Source organism: Photorhabdus namnaonensis (assembly GCF_001684335.1).
Lineage (GTDB): Bacteria > Pseudomonadota > Gammaproteobacteria > Enterobacterales > Enterobacteriaceae > Photorhabdus > Photorhabdus namnaonensis.
Window position 1 is genome coordinate 1 of sequence record NZ_LOIC01000027.1, and the last position, 19,869, is coordinate 19,869.

Sequence of the window (19,869 nt, forward strand, 5' to 3'; positions counted from 1 at the left end):
AGGTTTGGGATTTTTGGCAATTGATCAGATCGCAAAAATCGGACTGAGTTCCCTTCCAGTGATCTATTATTTTGAAAATTTATTTAGTTGCCCATTATACAACTCACACTGATCATACAACTCATAAAAGCACTGATGTTGAGCAAGCTATCATCACTCGTGTTCAAACGTTGTTACCCAGCTATATGTGGCCTAGTCAGTTTATCCAGCATGAACAGCTACCTTTAACAAGCAGTGGTAAAGTGGATCGTCGATTTTTGATGGGTTGGAAAGAGGCTGAGAGATTAGAAGAGGTGGTATCCAGTGAACTCTCCGTGACAGAAGCGCTGGTGGCAGAGATCTGGCAACAAATTCTAGGGCCATTTGACGTTGTGCCTGATGCTGATTTTTTTGCGTTGGGAGGCGATTCATTATTGGCTATTCAGGTTATCGCGGAAGCTGAAAAACGAGGACTCAATCTGACACTTTCTACCTTATTTCGTACCTCGACACTTAGGGAAATGTGTAAAGATTTGGTGCTCCCAGAACAAACAGATAATGGACTAGCTCGCAATCCGACATTGTGTGGGGTTTGCCGCGGTTTGGCACAAACAGAAGAAGCTCTCAGTCAGCAGAATGAGAACCCACTGATAAATGAAACGGATAAGCAAAGGTTGCCTGTTAATATCGAAACTGCTTATCCGGCGACGAGATTGCAGCTAGGGATGCTGTTTGAGGGATTATACAGTGGTAAAGCAATCTACCTTGATGTTATTGCTCGGGATGTCAACTTGCCACTGGATGAAAAAATACTTCACGACACGCTTCAGGCAATCGCCAAAAGGCACCCAGTTCTCAGAACAAGATTTGATTTGGCCTCTTTTAGTGAAGTGATGCAATTGGTTGAATCACTATCATCATTGCCACTTATAGTGGAGAACTACACAAATCTTGATGATGAACAGTTGGCTGCACGTCACGAAAAAGTAATGGTTGAGTTAAGCCAACCATTTGATCCCGAAGAGGCTCCTTTAATGAGGGTACATGCGGCGACATTGAATAAAGGGCAATTTCGGTTAGCTTATGCCTTTCATCATGCGATCCTTGATGGTTGGAGTGAGTCTGTTTTTATCCTTGAGCTTTTGAGATTGTATCAATCCAATTTAGCTGGCGAGTCTGTTTTATTGGAGCAACCAGCACCATTGTCAGAGTTTGTCAAACTTGAGCGTGAAGCGCTAAGTAACGACAAGGCGAAACAGTTTTTTAGTCAATATTTAGCTAAAGGAAAAACGGATAGATATCAAGATACTGATCATAGGAAAGCAGTATCGGTCTTGCCGGAACGAACAGTGAAGCAATTGCTAAAAAATGTATCAGATTGGGGCATTCCGTTAAAAAGTATGTTTTTTGCTAGTTTCTATCTGACAACAGCCCATCAGTTACAAGATATTGGTTTTGTCGCAGGGATGTCTGTTAACGGTAGACCTGAGAGGGAAGGCGCGGATTTGACTCTTGGACTGTTCCTTAATCATATTCCGATAAAGTTGAATCTTGACTTTGCCAATAACTGGCAGGTGCTGGCAAGACAGGCTTTCGATGCTGAAAAAGAAATATTGCCTTTTAGACGTTTTCCATATTCAGAAATACAAACTCTGTTAGGAGGGCCACCCTTCGAGGCTACGTTTAGCTACGTTCATTTTCATTCTCGCAATGAGTTATTAGAACGAGGGTTGGTGAATACTAATGAAGATGTGCGTGACCATACCAGCTTACCGATTAGGGTTGAGTTGATAAATGATTTGAAAGGAGAAGGTATTTTAATAAATGTGACAGCAGATGAAAGACGCTATGGCACGGGATTCGCTTTAGCGTTGGCCGAACGGCTTAGTGAAAAGATAGAAGACATGGCTTTTTTATCCGGGCAGATTATTTAATTATCGTTGGATAGTTAATTTTTTGGTACTTGATTCCACAGTTTTTAGTTGCTGTAAACGCAGAAGTCTAATCTACGAGTGACTTACATTAGCCTCATTCAGAAAACGTTTAGAGGAGAACTTAAACAGATGGAAGAATTAATAACACAACAGGATGATTATCAGATTTTTGAGCAGTATGAATCAGAAGTACGTTCCTATTGCCGAAATTTTCATAAAGTATTCCATAGAGCCTCCGGTTCCTATTTATATGACCAAAATGGCTCGCCATATCTTGATTTTCTCAGTTGTGCAGGGGCGTTGAATTATGGGCATAACCATCAAGCACTAAAACTGGCTGTATTTCAGTACATCAATGAAGATGGTATTCAAGGTGCATTGGATTTGCACACTAAAGCGAAAAAAGACTTTATCACTGCTTTTCAAGAAAACATTCTGGTGCCCAGAGGGTTGACCTATAAATTACAGTTCACTTCACCGACTGGTACCAGTGTTGTTGAATCGGCGATTAAGCTTGCGCGTAAAGTAACCCAACGTTGTCGAGTCGTTGCTTTTACCAATGGTTTTCACGGTATGACAGGAACCTCATTAAGTTTGACAGGTAATAAGGATAATCGTCAGCCTGTGATGGATGCTTATGTGGAGCGTTGATGAAGTCTTAGCTAAAGTAATAGATATTTTAGATCCTCGATTAAATTGATTGTCAAATTGAGGGGCTTCCATAGGAGAGCGCAAAAATCTATGGTCCCCCCGTTTTTACAACCGGACTTTTATTGAAAAAATAAGAATTTAAAAATATTCTGTCAGGTGAAGTTAGGAATTTCACATTTGAGATATTCTTTTATCTTTGATTGCAGATTTAGCGCCTTTAATTAAAGTAGATAATATATGCATGTTTTGCTGATTTATTTGTTGCTCAATATGCTGCGCCACATAGGCGGCATCCTGATCGATCCCGAGAAAACGTCCAGAACCCCATGTATATAACCACGGCAAACCAATAAATGTGACATCTGGATCAATGGTAATACCGCGGTTATGTTTTGGATAACCATTGGCTTGAAAAATATCTAAATCAATCCATGAATAATCTGGTTTAAAACCAATACACCAAATCACTGAGGTGATATTTTCTTTTACTAAGTCAATGTGTGTGATTTCCTGCTCAGGCTGCCAAACCGGTTGATATACCGACGCGGGTTCGTCGGTTGCAATATTGTTTTTCTTTAAATACTCATCAATCGAGGCATTAATGCGATTGTAAGTGGTATCGGCAAGGTTCAGGTTTTCCGATAAATCTGGTCTAAACCAGAATTGACCCTCTTTAAAGTCATTAAAATGTCCGAACAGTTGCATACCTTCTAAGGCAAATTTACGTAGGTCAATATCGCGCCCGCCGTCACGCCCGGTGACATAGTGGTTGGTGCTGTTACGCACTTCTTCACTATAGCGATGATTTTCGACGGTAGTTTCGTAATACCCCATATCAAACAGCCATTTCACCACATCTTTGCCACGATAGAAGCGGGCACAACGGGGTGCGTTGCCTGTCGATAAATAGACTTTTTTGCCTGCCAGATGTAAATCTTCGGCAATCTGTGCTCCGGATTGACCTGATCCGACGACCAATACAGCACCTTCAGGCAGTTGATCTGCATTTAAATATTCTTCCGAATGCATCACTTTCACATGTTTAGGCAGGGGAGCGCTTAATTTTGGATAAATCGGGGTGTGATACCCACCGGCTGCGACGACAAGCTGTTTGGCTGTGGTTATACCGTGATTGGTTTTAATGACAAACTCATGTGCCGCCGCTTTTTTCACATGTTCTACCTGAATATTTAAAATGGCGGGAGGATGAGTCTTTTCAATAAATTCGTCAAGATATGCCACAATTTCAGGCTTTTTCATAAAGCCGTCAGGGTCGTTCCCCTGATAAGGATGTTCAGGCAATAGACACTGCCAGTTCGGTGTCACCAGGGTAAAATTGTCCCAACGTTTATGACGCCAGCTATGGGTTAATTCGGATTCTTTTTCCAATACCACATGGTTAATGCCCGCTTTTTGCAAATAGTGACTGATACATAAACCAGCCTGACCACCACCAACAATGACCACATCGTAATTTGGCTGTAACATTTGATTTTGGATACTTAGCATGGAATATCCCTCTCATTGATTCTTCATTTCAATAATTTCAATTTGCTCTTCCGGGCTTAGCCCGAAGAACTTGGCTTGGCGTTTAATAATCGCCAGATTGTCCACGGCCGAACTACAGAAAAAGCCATAACGCGCCCGTACCCTTTCCGAGGCGGCATGTAGACCATTTTCAACCTGATGTAAGAACTCGGTACTTGGGTAACGTTGACCAATGGACAGGTATTCATAAATCACTGTTGAGGGTGAGTAATATTGAATCAGCTCCCCATTAGGCCATTTCACAGTAAAATTCACACTGGGCATAACATCGACTCCTGCTGACTTTTAGATTTAATCGGTATGGATTGAGCCTGTAACTTTTTTAAAGCATCGGCATAACAAAAACCGGTGAATACTTGGCGGTTAAAATCCCAAAATATGTCGCGCCGCTTTTGTTGTTGCACGGCAACCACACCACAGGCATTGGTTTCGCCAATCACCGCGCAGGCAATGTCCTGACGGTGAAACAGCTCGATTATTGCTTCACATCCATTTGCATCGGCCGTCAGTAAAAAACCAAAACTGGGGAAAATTTGTAGCCATTTAAACCAGTCCACATCATCAGGTTTGGGAATGGCATCTAAGTTGATCTGTGCCCCCGATGCTGTCGCTTCGAGTAGCATTAACAGGCTGCCTAAAATACCGGCATTGCTAATATCACGGGCGGCATGAGCCAGATTTGCCTCCGCCAATTGCGGCAACAAGGCAATTTGTGACTGTAAAATGCGGTCAGGCACACGCTCAAAGCATTTCCAATAAGTGGTATTGGGGTGGAATCGCCCTTTTAGATTTAAAGCGATCAGAATTTTTTGTTGTGGTTTGACATGCAATACTGAGAGTAGTTTTCGCGCTATGCCTTGAATCGCAACTGATAGAGTGGGCTGATAAACTACGCCAATATTGGTATGCCCACCGACCAATAGCACACCATAAGCGTTGCAAGCATCCTGTATACCTTGCATTAACAACTGGGCACTTTCGCTACTGGTATGCCAAAAGCTATTCACCACTGATAATGCCCGGCCACCCATTGCGGCAATATCACTAATATTCGCCATGACCGCTGACCATCCGGCAAAATAAGGATGATCGGCAACAAAACTGGGTAACATGCCTTCACAGGCATGCAATATATATTGACCATTCAGCGGCACTGCCGCCGTGTCATCTCCGGGATAGGCATATAAGCTATCCAATGAATCCACATGGCAAGTTGTATTAATTGAAACATGGTGAGCAATCGTCTGTTTGGACTGCATAGCAGGCGTATGTTTTAACATTTCGAGTAGTTGATTGAGTTCCATCATTGCGCCTCCTTCTGCATATAGGTTTGCATCGGGACATGCGGTAACGGATAGTTTTCAATCTGTGCCTGCATCAGCACATGTGGAATGTTGGCAACGGTCAATTGGCGCAAACTATCCCAACACAACCTTTGGAAATAGTGTTCATTTTGACTTTGCACGGTGGCTAAAAAAGTACGGCATCCCAGGTTTTTGGCGGTCGATACCGCGGTATTAATTAACGCTTTGCCAATGATATGGCGACGTCGATATAAAGGTTCGACGCATAAACGCCCGCCATACCATGTCTGTTCGCCATCCGGGAAAATCCGTACTGCGCCAATCACTCGGTCATGTTCACCAAACATTTTCTCAATGGCAACAATGCCTAATGCTTTAACGTCGTATTCGTCACGATCTTCTTGCAAGATTTTCTGTTCATCGCGAAAGGTCATTTCACGCAAACGATAATATTGGCGACGCTCCCAATCTTCCGACACAATTTTGATAGCAATGTCATCGCTAACAAATTGTTTCAGCCCTTTATTTTGCTCAAGCAGCCAAGGATAGTGAGAAAGTTCCATATCACATTCTCCTTATTCATACGCTTTCAGCGAAGAGCAAGCGCCACATTTAGCACAGCCTGCTTGAGTATTTTCTGAGTTCAAACCCTGTTGCTTGAGTTGCCGGCCAATTTTCGGATAGAGCGACTGCATAAAAGCTTGATCAGGTTTAGGGTGATGTTCTAATGGTGTGCCTCGAATCGGTACAAACGGTACCACGAATGGATATACCCCAATTTCAGTCAGTTTGGCGGTCATCTCCACGATTTCCCGTTCGGTATCGCCCAATCCTGCCAAAATGTAGGTACTGACCTGCCCTCGACCGAACACCTCAACGGCTGCCTCAAATGCCGCAAAATATTTTTCCAACGATACTTCGGCTTTGCCCGGCATAATTTTCTGTCGTACACGTTCGCTTACCGCCTCAAGGTGCATGCCGATCGACACCGCGCCTGCATCTTTTAGACGTTGAAACCAGACAAAATCATCGGGTGGTTCGCACTGTACCTGTATCGGCAAATCTACTTGCGCCTTAATCGCTTTAACTGAGTCATATAAAATTTTGGCGCCGCGATCTCCCGTGTTTGGCGTACCTGTGGTGATTACCATTTGCTTGACGCCATCCAGTTCAACGGCTGCTTTCGCTACCTCAGCCAATTGTTCCGGGCGTTTACGGGGCAAGGTTCGACCCTCTTGTAGAGACTGATTAATCGAGCAAAATTGGCAGGCAGTTGCCTTATCCTTCATACGAATGCAATGCTGTAACACCGTTGTCGCCAACACATCACGGCTATGTAAGGTCGCAATTTGTTCGTAGGCAATGCCTTCGGCGGTTTTTAAATCATAAAAACGTGGTCGTGCAGGTGCGGTTAAGGTCGCTACAGGAATCCGGTTTTTAAAGACAATCACCTTGTCAGAGTGCGGTTCAGGCTTTGCGGTGTAGGGAGAATCTTGTGCCGCAAGGTTCAGCACAGGAATCATCATGGTCTGCCCGCCAAGGCTCAGCGCCTTATGATCGCTTGGCCCTGCGCCGCCTTTACGGGACAAGCCAAAATCGCCTTCCCAGTTCAGACCATTACATTGCAAGTCGGTTAATAATTGCAAATTGGTTAATAGTTGTGTTGCAGACATCTTTAACCCCCTATCGATCGGGTTTACATCAATACGGTTTCGGCATGTTCTTCATTAAACTTTGAGAGCTTTTCGAGATGACTTTGAGTTGATGTTTCAACTTTCAGTTCGTGTAATACCTGTGTTGGACGACGATCAATCAATAAGCTGAGCAATTCAGGACGGCTGTAATGTCCAATCGAATCCATCATGCGTTTGCGTTTATCAATCAGGCTAAAGTCCAGATCGGCAATGCAATAACCTTCACCTTGTGTGATCGGTTCAGCCAGGAGTTTGCCTTCGGGAGAAACGATGGCGGCAAAACATCCTCCTGAAATTGGACCGATATTACAGCCGGTATCCTGCATAATTTGCTGTTGTTGTTCGGGATGCAGCCATGCGGTGGCATTGACCACAAAACAGCCGGATTCTAAAGCATGGTGTTGAATGGTGGCGCGGATTTGATCGGCAAAGACTTGCCCTACCAACGAACCGGGAAACATGGCCGCATGAATTTGCTCACCATCAGCCATCAAAGCAAACCGTGCCAACGGGTTGTAATGTTCCCAACATGCCAGCGAACCAATACGTCCCACCGCAGAATTAATGGCGCGTAAACCACTGCCGTCGCCTTGTCCCCACACCATTCGTTCATGGTAAGTTGGGGTAATTTTGCGGCGATGCTGAATGATTGAACCGTCGGCATTAAATAACAGTTGCGCGTTATAAATCGTACTGCCCGCGCGTTCATTAATGCCAATCGACACCACCATGTTGGCTTCAAGGCAGGCTTGACCAATCGCTAAAGTTGCTTCGGAAGGGACAACCACCGATTCATTCAACAGCTTTAAATGTTCTTTGCCCATAGCAAATGGCGGTTGTACAAAGGAGAAATAAGGGTAATAAGGCACGACGGTTTCAGGAAAGACTGCAAATTGCACTCCCTGTTTTCCAAGCTCTAGAATAATGTCACAGATTTTTTTTACTGTTGCGGCTTGGCTATAAAGCACTGGGCTACATTGCACCGCGGCAGCTTTAATGATTCGGTTCATAACCTTATCCCCTTATAGTTTATGTTTACTTAGGCAGTCCAGGTATCAATGATTAAGGCATTGTCGCGACGCATCAGCAGTCTTAAATCCATCACATCCAATGGATTAATTGGCCGAATTCCCGGAATAAGCGCTTTTTCGGTTTGACCATACATCGCTTGCAACGCAAAACGGCAGGCATAGACTTCGCCGCCTTCTGCCATAAAGGCTTTCAACTGATTATTGACGGCTAAATGGCCCGGAAAAGCTTCCGCCCCTAAAGTTGGAAAACCGCGTTGTACACCCAATTGCACGCCTGGGCCGTAAAGCAAAATTTTGGTTTCAAAGCCTTTGCGCAACAAACGTTTTGCCTGTAACACATTGACCAAGCCAATTGATCCCTCAAATGCAACGGTATGGAAAGTCACCAATGCTTTTTCACCCGGCAGGGCTTTGACGTCCTCAAACACTTTTTCTTCATAATCAACGAGAAAATCGCCGTCTTTATATTGTTCGATATCAATGTTTGGCATAGCAGCCTCCTAGTTCAATGTTATTTGGGAATGAACCAACATGTAGTCTAGTCTGATTGTATTAATGCGAGAGCTGTGCCAAGTTATATTTTGGAACGGAAGTTAATTCTTATCACATTGAAAAATATCATTTAATTTTTATAAAAATATTTTTCATGGAGATAAATTGAACTACTAGGGAATTAGGATTTTTCGTAGTATTATGAAATTTCATAGCTTAAATTATGAAACTTCATATACCCTATGGATTTAAAGATGCATCGCGACGGCAAGGGAGTGAATCCCCGGGAGCATAGCGAACTATGTGACCGGGGTGAGCGAGTGCAGCCAACAAAGAGGCAACTTGAAAGATGACGGGTATAGTATGAATACGACTGACTTTATCTCAGACTGGGTAGTTTATGAAGACTCGACTCGCCCGTTGGTATTTGAACACACGTCACAGGCATTAATTGTATTGGACCCACATCAAAACCAGTTTATTGATGTGAATATTAGCGCCACCCGATTATTACAATATGAACGTCATGAAATTATTCAAAAAACGGTGACTTCCATTTTTGGTCATTTCAGACAACTGCCGTATCTTGTGGCGTTTACCGAAGGCGCTTTGGCGAAAGGGTGGGCTTGGAACAATGAGCTGTATATCTTTGATAAAAACGGTGAAAAAATCCAATTGGATATTACTTCTGTTTCATTGCCCTATAAAAATAAAACCTTGCTGATATGGTCACTGGTGGATGTCAAAGATTTAGAACTGCGCCAACTCAATAAAAATACTGATAAAGCCATTTGTGCAGGTTTAAAAGAATCGCAAGCCTTACAAGAGCTACTTATTGACTCCGACACAGGCAAGCATTTATTGCTGAGTTCAGTCGGTGACGGTATTTACAGTATTAACAAACAAGGCTTGTGTACTTTTATTAACCCTGTCGGGGCTAAAATGTTGGGGCTGCGACCTGAAGATGTATTGAGTGACAATATCCATAAGATTCATCACCATACCCGTGAAAATGGCGAACCCTATCCTGAAGAAGAGTGCCCGATTTATGCGGCGGTGCATGACGGTATTGTGCATGAAGGGGTTCAGGAAGTTTTTTGGCGTCGTGACGGCAGTTGCTTTCCGGTGGAATTTACCAGTACTCCGGTGATTCGTGATGGTGAAATTATTGGCGCGGTAGTGGTGTTTCGCGATATTACCGATCGACTGAATACCGAAAAACAATTAACCCATGCCCTTGAAGAGCTACAAGATTTAAAAAGTCGACTTGAACAGCAAAATGAATATCTGCAAGAGGAAATTTTACATGAAAATCAATATGATGAAATTATTGGCAGTAGTGCATCCATTTTACAGATTATTGAAAAAATCAAGGTGGTGTCCCCAACTGATGCTAATGTGATGATTTATGGTGAATCAGGTACAGGCAAGGAACTGATTGCTCGTGCTATTCACCAATCCAGTCACCGTCAACAGCAACCACTTATTCGAGTCAATTGTGCCGCCATTCCTTCGGAACTGTTTGAAAGTGAATTTTTCGGACATGTCAAAGGTGCATTTACTGGGGCTGTGCGTGACCGTGCCGGACGTTTTGAATTGGCAGATCAGGGTACGCTGTTTTTAGATGAAATTGGCGAAATTCCTATCGAGCTACAAAGTAAACTGCTGCGTGTATTGCAGGAAGGAACTTTTGAGCGGGTTGGCGAAGAAAAAACGCGACATGTGAATGTGCGGATTATTGCCGCCACCAACCGCAATTTAAAAGAAGAAGTTAAACACAAGCGCTTTCGTGAAGACCTCTATTTCCGTTTAAATGTATTCCCGATTTATTCACCAGCTTTACGTGACCGTAAAGAAGATATTCCACTTTTGGTTACGCATTTTACTAAGTTGATTTGTGATAAGCGTAAAATTAATTATCTACCATTTTCACAAAGGCATATTTTAGAACTACAGCAATATGACTGGCCTGGTAATATTCGTGAATTGCAAAATGTCATTGAACGCGCGTTAATTATAGCGAAACAAGGCACTGTTTCCTTCAGATATTTGTTAGAACAAGATCAACAGCAAAATGAAATTACGCATCAGAATATTCACAATAAATTTCAACAAATTGAAGTCGTGCTGACCATGCGGCAACTGAAAGAATTGGAAATTAAAAATTTCTCTCTTGCCGTTAAACAATGCAAGGGGAAAATTTTTGGTGATGATGGCGCAGCAAAATTATTGGGAATGAACCCAACGACATTGATTTCACGCTTAAAGAAATTGGAGATTGATTATTAAAAATTTCATCTTGGGCTTGGAAAGTGTGGTTTAGCAGAAAAAACCCGCGGAAGAGCGCGGGTTTAGCTTGTATGGGAAAAGGGTTCCTTCAAAAGGATGACTGAGGAGTTTCTTTCTGGGAACCCCCAATTCTTATTTTGTTTTAAAGGTACTGAATAGCTTGGGTGAATCCACCAGCACACCGTCGGCACCAAGCTCTTTAGCTTGTTTGAAATCTTCCTCTGTTTTAATGCCAAAGAGAATGATGTTAGCGCCACCTTTAGCACGGAAACACTCCATTGCTTCCTTATCCCATGACAATACTGATTTGGAACGTGCTTCACCAAGAGTATATTTCTCAACAACTTCGACGTTACGACGCATTTCCAAACCATACCAGCGAGCGGTGTCGGTATTTTCAGGAATATCGCACTGATGAGCCATTGTAATATTTGCCAGCATGGTGCGGGTTTTATCACGACTTTCAAAACGCTGAATTGTTGCTGGTAATGCGTTAAGGTAAGTTTCATCGGTAGAATAGAAACGGGTACGAGCAAGCGCTTTTTGTTTGGTCAGCACTTTCTCAAGCGCTTTGGCCTGCTGTGCTGGATCTGCGTCTGGTGATTTCAAATCAATATAGAAGAAAGTATCCGGGTATTTTTTTAAGACTTGTTCTAATGTTGGAATACCTAATCCTTTATTACGGAATGGATGATGATTATCAGGGCCAAATTTGTAACCGGCGTCAAATTTAGCTAATTGACTGGCTTTATATGCGGAAACAAGTCCACTTTTATTGGTCAAGCTATTTAGGTCTGATGGACGGTAGAGTACTGGAATACTATCCTTTGAAAGCTGAACAGTGATCCAAATAGCATCTGCTTTATTCTCCAGGGATTTAGAAATTGCGTACTCGGTATTTTCAGGTGCGTCACTGGTACCCGCACGATGAGCGATAATTTGTGGTATTGTTGCAAAAGTGCTGGCAGAACAGCAAAGTAGGATTGCAGCGGTAATTCCGTGTCGCATCGTTTTCTCCATAATATCCAGTTATAGTCAAATTGAAATTATTAGTTTTGTTAATGATTTCATTGTGAAATCAATTTTGAATGTAACACGGTTTTTTGAATTTTAAGTGAGAATTTGAGTTTTTTTACATTTGTTATGTGCTCGTTACAAATACTGCTTTACTGAACAGGAAGAAACCTGAAGTTGATCAGCGATTTCGCTATAACGCAGACCTTGTAGCTGTGCTAGTAGAAAAGCTTGTTTTACCCGGCCAGGGAGTTTATTAAGAGTGATATCCAGTTTTTCAAGCTGTTCAAATGTGTCGATTCTGCTTTCCGCAGAAGGCATGGTTATTGCTAGTGTCGAGTTTATATATTCCAAACTCTCTTCGGTTTTTATTCGACGGTAATAGTTGGCAACCAGGCAGCGAGCTATGGTCGCCAGAAAAGGCCGTGGTTGGCGGATGTCTGACAAATTTGAATTTGATAGAACATTCAGGAAAGTGTCCTGAGTGAGATCTTCCGCATGACAGGAGCAAGGGACTTTTTGGCGTAGCCAGTGGTATAACCAGTCATGATGTTCAAAGTAAAATTGTTGCGCAAAACTATTAATTTCAGGAATGGCTTTCTGGGCTGCCATTATGATTTCCAATAACTTAGGAAGATGATAATGATTATTATTTTTATATGTGGGCGTCTGTCAAGCTGTTGGCCTTAAGTGAGTTCCCTCATATGTAGAGGGAACTATCAGGTGAGAAATCAGAACTTCTGGGAGATACTAAATTTAATATTGCGTCCAATCCCAGAAACTGATTCACCGAGGTATGGGCGATAATCACGATTAAACAGGTTATTTACCGTGACACGTGCTTCAAGACCTTGCCAGAAAGTAGGTTGCCAACTGGCGAATAAACCATGCAGTGCATAACCTTTGCTTTTTTTTAGTGCCCAGTAACTTGCTTCTGGATCACCGCTTGTAGGAGAACGATCTTGCTTACGGATGAAATCACCAGTCCATCCCATTGTCATTTGCCACTGAGGGATTTTTACACCTAGCATAGTGTGAGCGGCAGTTGGTGGGATTTCAGCAATCCATGTTTTATTGCCCCAAGGATCGCGTGGTGAAGCATCTCTCTGACCACGCATAGTTGAATAAGAGAATTTGCCGAATAAATAATTGCTGTTATAGAAAGTTTCGATTTCCAGCCCCTGAATTGTGTATCCCGGTAAATTACGGTAGTTGGATATTGGTTTCTCACAACTTGATGATTTATTGTTGATCTGCGCCCGACACATCACTCCACGGCGGACAAATATTTCATTTTTGCCGCGGTTATGGAATAGTGTTGTGCGGATTTGCAAATTATCTCGTTCCAAGATCAAATCGTCGAAATCCAATATTATACCTGCTCTCAATCCCGTTATTCTTTCTACATCCAGATTACGGCTACTGCCAGTAGTATTGGTACGGGCGGATTGTACTTCATATTGTTCATCTACTAATGGAGCACGCCATGTACGGCTGATATCAGAAAATAGAGAAAGATGATTAGTCGCCTTCCACATAATACCTAAATGGGGAGACCAGCCGGTATAAGTAACACTGCTGTAATCGTGCCCGATATTTGGCGAACTATGGTTGTAGATTGCCGCGATATTTGGCTTCCCCGTATTGGTGATATGGTCATAGCGAACACCGGGTGTCACAGTAACACTGCCGATAACCATTGAATCCTGCAAATAGAAACTATTAATTCTTTGCTCTCCTGATGGCATATAGCTTGGTTGAAAATAGCCGTAGTTATAATCAGGATTTTTGTCTTTACTCTTATCGTGAATAAGAGTATTGCGTTGATTTTTATGCCAACGAACTCCAGCTAATAATGTGTGTTCTATCGGTCCGGTTATAAAAGTACTTTCATTATTTATATCTACTAGGTGATCCACATAGTCGATCCAGCTTTCATTTCCTAATGAGCCAAGAAAACCGCTGTGGGCTTTTTTAGAGCGTTTATCATGCTGTTCTGTTTTGGAATAAGCATAAGTTGCTGTCAGATTAAGTAAGGGATTATCTTCCGGTGCAATATTCCATTTAGCTGTGTAATTTTGGTCTGTTTGATCACGATAAACCAACTTCCGGCGCCAGGCTTCATTCCAACCATATTTTTCAACGTCGGATTCTGACGGAACGGCTATTTCATCACGTTTTGCCGCCCAAGGCTGCCAACCATCAGAATCAGAACGCATCGCAGAAAGTGTCAATGTATTAGCATCGTTCAGGTAAAAATTCGTTTTCAGTAAATAGGAAGCCTGATCACTTTTAGAGAACGCAAAACGGGTACCATCCGGTCGTTTAATATTGCCGCCATCTCGTTTGCTCATATATAACAGGCCGTCAGCGAAGCCTTCTATTGTCCGGCCATAAACTGCGCTGCTATAAATATTTTGGCGGTCATTGGTGTGATAACTGTATTTCAGTAATCCGCCAAAATCTTCTCCTGGCTGTAATAAATCACTGGCATCTTTGGTGACAACTTTAACTGTTCCGCCAAATCCGCCATTACCATCAAGTAGATTATGCGGGCCTTTATCGACATCGACTCGCTTGATTAATTCGGGTTCAATAAAGATGGAACCTTGGCGATATTTCTCGAAGCCTTTCGGTGCGTCATCCAAGGTGACTTTAACGTCTTCGGTATCACCCATTCCCCAGATATTCAAAGTTTGGCCTCCTGGACGAGGCGATCCTGACATGGAAACGCCGGGAAGTTGATCAAGCAATTCGGCGATATTATCTGCCTGGGTACGTTCAATATCCTCTTTTTTCAATACTGAGCTTCCGGCGCTAACGCTGTTATTCAATCCGCCAATAACAGAAAGTGTAGAAAGCGTGATGATTTTCTCTGATTTTTCCGATTTTTCTTTTGATTTTTGCTCTTCATTTTCCTGTGCAGCCAGATAACCTGGCAGGCCAGTACTCAGCATAATTATGCTTGATAAAGCGTAATGAAGAGTGCGATTAATTGGCTGTATAGTCGCTGTAGCTGAGGTTTTTTGTGGTTTCCCGCTATTTTTCATTGTTATGAGCATCCTTGGAGTGTCGTTAAATAGAAAAGTTGCACTTACAGGATAGGTCACTTAACGCAAGGAGTCGGGCAGTAGAAAGTTAATAACGGTATTAATTAATTATTTTGTTGCTCAAGATGTTTTCAAAGTTGTTACTAGATTGCTCTTGAGTCTATTTTTATGTATATTTATACAGTTATCGTTGATAGGCTAAAGCAGTATGCGAAAGATTATTCATGTTGATATGGATTGTTTCTACGCAGCTATTGAAATGCGTGATGATCCGTCACTTCGTCATATTCCCATCGCTGTGGGCGGCAGTGCAGATAAGCGGGGTGTTATTAGTACAGCTAATTATCCTGCCCGTCGTTTTGGGGTACGTAGTGCAATGTCTACTGCGATGGCGTTGAAACTCTGTCCTCAGCTTAAGGTTCTTCCGGGGCGTATGGCGCTGTATAGGGAGGTTTCCCTGCATATCCGTCAGATATTTTCTCGTTATACTGAGCTGATAGAACCTTTGTCATTGGATGAAGCTTATCTGGATGTCACTGATAGTCATCATTGTTATGGATCTGCTACGCTTATCGCACAGGAGATCCGTAAAGCCATTTTTGATGAATTACAATTGACGGCATCAGCCGGTATTGCGCCAGTGAAATTTTTGGCAAAAATAGCTTCTGATATTAATAAGCCTAATGGGCAGTATGTCATTCCTCCAGATCGAGTGGCCGATTTTGTTAAGGTTTTACCTTTGCGAAAAATTCCGGGGGTTGGCAAAGTTACGGTACAACGGTTGGCTAATATGGGGCTGGAAATCTGTTCTGATGTACAAAAATATGACGTCATTGTTTTGGTGAAACAGTTGGGGAAATTTGGTCAGGTACTTTGGGATCGTTGTCATGGTATTGATGAGCGATTGGTGAATCCAGACCGTCTGCGAAAATCAATTGGTGTGGAGCGGACACTTGCGAGAGATATTCACCATTGGGAACAATGTACAGAATTGATAGACAGTTTGTATCAGGAATTAGAAGAACGATTAAGTAAAGTTAAACCTGATCTGCGGATTGCCCGTCAGGGGATTAAACTGAAATTTGATGATTTTCAACTGACAACTCAGGAGCATGTTCACCCATTATTGGATAAATCAGATTTACTCCAACTGGCTGAAAAAACATGGATATCTCGGCGAGAAGGGCGTGGTGTTCGTTTGGTCGGTTTGCACGTCACTTTACAGGACCCACAAATTGATCGGCAGCTTTTATTTGAATGGTAATTCCCCTGCCATCACGTCAAGGCAGGGGAGAGCTGATTAAGCCTTTTCGGGAATGGCTTTCAGAATTGCAGTGAGCAGTTGCCAATATTGCCCGACACTCTTGATGTGCACTTGTTCGTCAGGAGAGTGAGCGCCCGTAATGGTTGGCCCGATAGATACCATGTCCATATCAGGATAAGGTTTCTTGAATAAGCCACATTCCAACCCTGCGTGGATCACCATAATATTAGGTATCTTATCGAATAACTGTTGATAAGTTTCACGTACTAAGTGCATTACCGGAGAACTTGCATCTGGCTGCCAGCCCGGATAATCACCTTTAGCGGAAATCTCAGCATTTGACAGTTTAGCCAGCGAAGATAGCATTCCTATGATATAGGATTTGCCGCTGTCGATAAGCGAACGGATTAAGCAAATGAGATTTACCTTATCTTGTTCCATTGCGACAACACCCACGTTTAGCGAGGTCTCTACCACACCTTTGATGACATCACTCATACGGATAACACCATTGGGAGTACTGTTTAGCAATGAGATAAAACGGTTTTGGCAATCATCAGTTAATGCCAGAATATCGGTTTCGATCTCTTCCAGTAATACAGTCAGGTTTTTCTCAACGACGGCATACTCATTTTTCAGTATATCCAAGTACTTATCTTTCAATTGGGTAAGCTGCGTTGCTTTATCGGCAGGGATAGCAACAATAACATGGCCTTCACGAGGAATGGCATTACGCAGCGTACCGCCCTGGAAGTCGAGCAGTTTTAGCCCCAATTCCTGAGTATGGGCGGCAAGGAAGCGTGCCAGTAGTTTGTTGGCATTGCCTAGCCCTACATGAATATCACAACCGGAATGCCCGCCTTTTAAACCTTTGATGATCAATTTTACTGTCTTATAGTTAGCCGGAACAGCTTCACGAGTTAATGCTAACGTGGTGGTAAAATCGATACCTCCAGCACAACCCATGTAGATTTCTCCTTCTTCTTCTGAATCGGTATTGATTAAGATATCCGCTTGCAGCCAGCCCGGTTGCAGGCCAAAAGCGCCATCCATTCCGGCTTCCTCTGTCATGGTCAATAAAACTTCTAGCGGGCCATGTTTTACATTGTCATCAGCCAGTACAGCCAATGCTGATGCCAGGCCAATACCATTATCAGCCCCCAATGTTGTTCCCTGGGCAGTAACCCATTCACCATCGATATAAGGACGGATAGGATCTTCAATGAAATCGTGCGCTGTATCGTTGTTTTTCTGCGGCACCATATCAAGATGTGCTTGCAGAACAACCGCTTTACGATTTTCCAACCCTTTACTGGCGGGCTTTCTGATCAGAATATTGCCGACTTGATCTCGTTCAACGTGCAACTCTTTTTCTTGCGCCCATTGAACAATATGGGTTGCCAGAGCTTCTTCATGGTAAGAAGGGTGAGGAATAGAGCAGATCTTGGCAAAGATGTCCCATAGAGGTTGAGGGGATAATTGTGATAGTTCTGACACGACGAATCTCCTATGACTGCATCTCAATTAAGTTTCTATATGATGAGCGCTTAACGCCATGATGTTATTGGGTTCAGAATACCACTTTACTTTTGTTAAGAATAATACGATTCGTCGATTCCCTGTTTCCGCTAGTTTTTACCGACCTAAGTCACTATAATTCGCGCAACTTTTTTTGCGAGGTGCTTTTCTAAAGTATTCTTAAGTTGTCGGGATCAATTTTTATGAGCGAAAAATATGTCGTAACCTGGGATACGTTGCAAATACATGCCCGTAAATTGGCGCAACGTTTACTCCCTGTCGAACAGTGGAAAGGCATCATTGCCGTGAGTCGCGGTGGTCTTGTACCCGGCGCGCTTTTAGCGCGTGAATTGGGTATTCGTCATGTAGATACAGTCTGTATTTCCAGCTATGACCATAATAATCAACGTGAGCTACATGTTCTGAAAAAAGCGGAAGGTGATGGTGAAGGTTTCATCGTTGTGGATGATTTGGTTGATACTGGAGGAACCGCTCAAGCCATCCGTGAAATGTATCCCAAAGCCCATTTTGTGACTATCTTTGCAAAGCCGGCGGGCCGACCTCTGGTTGATGATTATGTTGTTGATATTCCTCAAAATACTTGGATCGAGCAACCCTGGGATATGGCTGTGGCATTCGTTCCGCCAATTTGTGAAGGTAAATAAAATCAACATTTGTTATGGCAAACCGAAACCTTTCAGAATCACTTTTTAAGCCGAGACAAAAGCATCAGGAAACTTCCACACTGGTAAAGCACCGCCATCCCCGGTTAATTGCGGGTAATTACAGTACATTGGATGGTAATAGTCATGGTAGTTGGTATCGTATGATTAACCGGCTGATGTGGATTTGGCGAGAAATTGATCCGCTTGAAATAGAAGAAGTGTTGTGCCGGATTGCCATGACAAACGCGCAGCGCAGTGATGATAATTTACTGGATACTGTGATTGGTTATCGCAAAGGTAACTGGGTTTTTGAGTGGTCGCATCAGGCGATGTTGTGGCAACAGAAAGCGTTGCAGGCGGAACAGATCCCGGAAGCCGGCAATTTCTGGTTGAAAGCGGCGAATTTGTATAGTGTCGCCGGTTATCCCCATCTTAAGGGTGACGAGTTGTCTCAGCAGGCTGTTGTTTTAGCCAATAAAGCTTATGAAAATGCGGCTCGTTGCTCTGACTATCAGTTGAGGAAAATTGAGTTCAAACTCAAGGAAGGCGGTTGTGTGACCGGTTTCCTTCATCTGCCTCAGCAATTGCAAAGACCTTCTCCAACTATTTTGGTTTGTGGCAGTTTGGATAATTTGCAAAGCGATTATTACCGGCTATTCCGTGATTATCTGGCGCCGCTTGGATTTGCGATGTTAACTGTGGATATGCCCTCGATTGGTTACTCTTCACGTCTTAAGCTGACACAGGATACCTGTATTCTCCATCAACAAATCATTCATCAACTGGATGAAATTCCCTGGATTGACCACACCAGGATTGGTCTATTTGGTTTTCGCTTTGGCGCCAATATTGCCGTCCGGTTGGCCTATTTGGAATCTAAACGTATCAAGGGCGTTGCGACTCTTGGCGCTATTGTTCATGAGTGGCTCAATAGCGTTGAACGTCAACAAAATTCACCTTCGATGCACCTTGATATGTTTGCTAGCAGGTTGGGTATCTATAATGTGGATGAAAATGCATTTCGCCTCGAACTCGGTTGTTACTCCCTTAAAAAACAAGGTTTGCTAGGTCGGCGTTGTTCCGTTCCTATGTTAGCGGGTTACTGGCAGAATGATATTTTCAGCCCGAAAGAAGAGTCTAAGCTGATAGCAATGTCATCAATGGATAGTAAGTTACTGGCTATTCCGACAACGCCTGTTTATAACAGTTTCAATAAGGCGTTACGGGAGATTAGTCAATGGTTGAAAAATAAGATCTGTTCATGAAATTTTCGTTATTTGTTGATTGTTAACTGCTTTATTTTATAAAGATTTCATGCGTTTTCGGATGAAGTCTACTGCATAGATTTGTTGTGACTGCTCCCCGCCGTAAAAACGGCGAGGCTTCCCACTTCTCAGGCCGCCACCGTCTTTATGACGGATTTACGCTGGCCTCCG

The 19,869-nt window shown here is 43.0% G+C and carries 17 protein-coding genes; 6 read left to right on the forward strand and 11 right to left on the reverse strand.

What is annotated here, in order from left to right:
• Positions 1-71 precede the first annotated feature (71 nt).
• Both Phpb_RS05935 and Phpb_RS05940 read left to right on the forward strand, forming a co-directional pair.
• On the forward strand, positions 72-1,913 hold the full coding sequence (locus tag Phpb_RS05935) for a condensation domain-containing protein (protein ID WP_065389570.1): 1,842 nt from the start codon (positions 72-74) through the stop codon (positions 1,911-1,913).
• 129 nt (positions 1,914-2,042) lie between these two features.
• Positions 2,043-2,564, forward strand: coding sequence for an aminotransferase class III-fold pyridoxal phosphate-dependent enzyme (locus tag Phpb_RS05940; protein ID WP_065389571.1), 522 nt, complete (start codon positions 2,043-2,045; stop codon positions 2,562-2,564).
• 171 nt (positions 2,565-2,735) lie between these two features.
• Here the strand turns inward: Phpb_RS05940 and Phpb_RS05945 are convergent, their stop codons facing one another.
• Genes Phpb_RS05945 through Phpb_RS05975 form a run of 7 tightly spaced genes read right to left on the reverse strand, consistent with a single transcriptional unit; the run spans position 2,736 to position 8,632 of the window.
• On the reverse strand, positions 2,736-4,073 hold the full coding sequence (locus Phpb_RS05945) for an MSMEG_0569 family flavin-dependent oxidoreductase (RefSeq protein WP_065389572.1): 1,338 nt from the start codon (positions 4,071-4,073) through the stop codon (positions 2,736-2,738).
• A gap of 12 nt (positions 4,074-4,085) precedes the next feature.
• Positions 4,086-4,376 carry an MSMEG_0570 family nitrogen starvation response protein gene (locus tag Phpb_RS05950; RefSeq protein ID WP_065389573.1) on the reverse strand — a complete coding sequence of 97 codons (291 nt, stop codon included), beginning with the start codon at positions 4,374-4,376 and terminating at the stop codon, positions 4,086-4,088.
• On the reverse strand, positions 4,364-5,419 hold the full coding sequence (locus Phpb_RS05955; RefSeq protein ID WP_065389574.1) for a sll0787 family AIR synthase-like protein: 1,056 nt from the start codon (positions 5,417-5,419) through the stop codon (positions 4,364-4,366). Before Phpb_RS05955 ends, Phpb_RS05950 begins: the two co-directional genes overlap by 13 nt.
• Entirely contained in the window at positions 5,416-5,979 is a 564-nt protein-coding gene (locus tag Phpb_RS05960) for an MSMEG_0567/Sll0786 family nitrogen starvation N-acetyltransferase (protein ID WP_065389575.1), read from the reverse strand. Before Phpb_RS05960 ends, Phpb_RS05955 begins: the two co-directional genes overlap by 4 nt.
• A 12-nt stretch (positions 5,980-5,991) precedes the next feature.
• Positions 5,992-7,089, reverse strand: a complete 1,098-nt coding sequence (locus Phpb_RS05965; protein WP_065389576.1) for an MSMEG_0568 family radical SAM protein — start codon at positions 7,087-7,089, stop codon at positions 5,992-5,994.
• 23 nt (positions 7,090-7,112) lie between these two features.
• On the reverse strand, positions 7,113-8,120 hold the full coding sequence (locus Phpb_RS05970; protein ID WP_065389577.1) for a Nit6803 family nitrilase: 1,008 nt from the start codon (positions 8,118-8,120) through the stop codon (positions 7,113-7,115).
• Positions 8,121-8,149: 29 nt separating this feature from the next.
• The gene (locus Phpb_RS05975) at positions 8,150-8,632 is read right to left on the reverse strand and encodes an MSMEG_0572/Sll0783 family nitrogen starvation response protein (protein ID WP_065389578.1); all 483 of its coding nucleotides are present in this window, start codon (positions 8,630-8,632) and stop codon (positions 8,150-8,152) included.
• A 364-nt stretch (positions 8,633-8,996) separates the two neighbouring features.
• Here Phpb_RS05975 and Phpb_RS05980 point away from each other — a divergent pair, with 364 nt between their 5' ends.
• A complete protein-coding gene (locus Phpb_RS05980) occupies positions 8,997-10,922 on the forward strand; it encodes a sigma 54-interacting transcriptional regulator (protein ID WP_065389579.1) in 1,926 nt (641 codons plus the stop codon).
• A 132-nt stretch (positions 10,923-11,054) separates the two neighbouring features.
• On the opposite strand, the gene Phpb_RS05985 is transcribed toward Phpb_RS05980, so the two are convergent.
• The 3 genes from Phpb_RS05985 to Phpb_RS05995 all read right to left on the reverse strand — a co-directional run bounded on the left by Phpb_RS05985 (position 11,055) and on the right by Phpb_RS05995 (position 14,986).
• Entirely contained in the window at positions 11,055-11,930 is an 876-nt protein-coding gene (locus tag Phpb_RS05985; RefSeq protein ID WP_065389580.1) for a glycerophosphodiester phosphodiesterase family protein, read from the reverse strand.
• A 144-nt stretch (positions 11,931-12,074) separates the two neighbouring features.
• Positions 12,075-12,548, reverse strand: a complete 474-nt coding sequence (locus tag Phpb_RS05990; RefSeq protein WP_065389581.1) for a sigma-70 family RNA polymerase sigma factor — start codon at positions 12,546-12,548, stop codon at positions 12,075-12,077.
• A 119-nt stretch (positions 12,549-12,667) separates the two neighbouring features.
• Positions 12,668-14,986 carry a TonB-dependent hemoglobin/transferrin/lactoferrin family receptor gene (locus Phpb_RS05995; protein WP_075489402.1) on the reverse strand — a complete coding sequence of 773 codons (2,319 nt, stop codon included), beginning with the start codon at positions 14,984-14,986 and terminating at the stop codon, positions 12,668-12,670.
• A 208-nt stretch (positions 14,987-15,194) separates the two neighbouring features.
• On the opposite strand from Phpb_RS05995, the gene dinB reads away from it, so the two are divergent.
• The gene (gene dinB / locus Phpb_RS06000) at positions 15,195-16,250 is read left to right on the forward strand and encodes a DNA polymerase IV (protein ID WP_065389583.1); all 1,056 of its coding nucleotides are present in this window, start codon (positions 15,195-15,197) and stop codon (positions 16,248-16,250) included.
• A gap of 36 nt (positions 16,251-16,286) precedes the next feature.
• On the opposite strand, the gene pepD is transcribed toward dinB, so the two are convergent.
• Positions 16,287-17,747: a beta-Ala-His dipeptidase gene (gene pepD, locus Phpb_RS06005; protein ID WP_065389584.1), complete on the reverse strand. Its 1,461-nt coding sequence runs from the start codon at positions 17,745-17,747 to the stop codon at positions 16,287-16,289.
• Between the two features lie 224 nt (positions 17,748-17,971).
• Here pepD and gpt point away from each other — a divergent pair, with 224 nt between their 5' ends.
• Together gpt and frsA are read left to right on the forward strand one after the other, a co-directional pair.
• On the forward strand, positions 17,972-18,433 hold the full coding sequence (gene gpt, locus Phpb_RS06010) for a xanthine phosphoribosyltransferase (protein WP_065389585.1): 462 nt from the start codon (positions 17,972-17,974) through the stop codon (positions 18,431-18,433).
• 14 nt (positions 18,434-18,447) lie between these two features.
• Complete coding sequence (frsA, locus tag Phpb_RS06015) at positions 18,448-19,698, forward strand: esterase FrsA (protein WP_065389586.1); 1,251 nt, start codon at positions 18,448-18,450, stop codon at positions 19,696-19,698.
• Positions 19,699-19,869 lie beyond the last annotated feature (171 nt).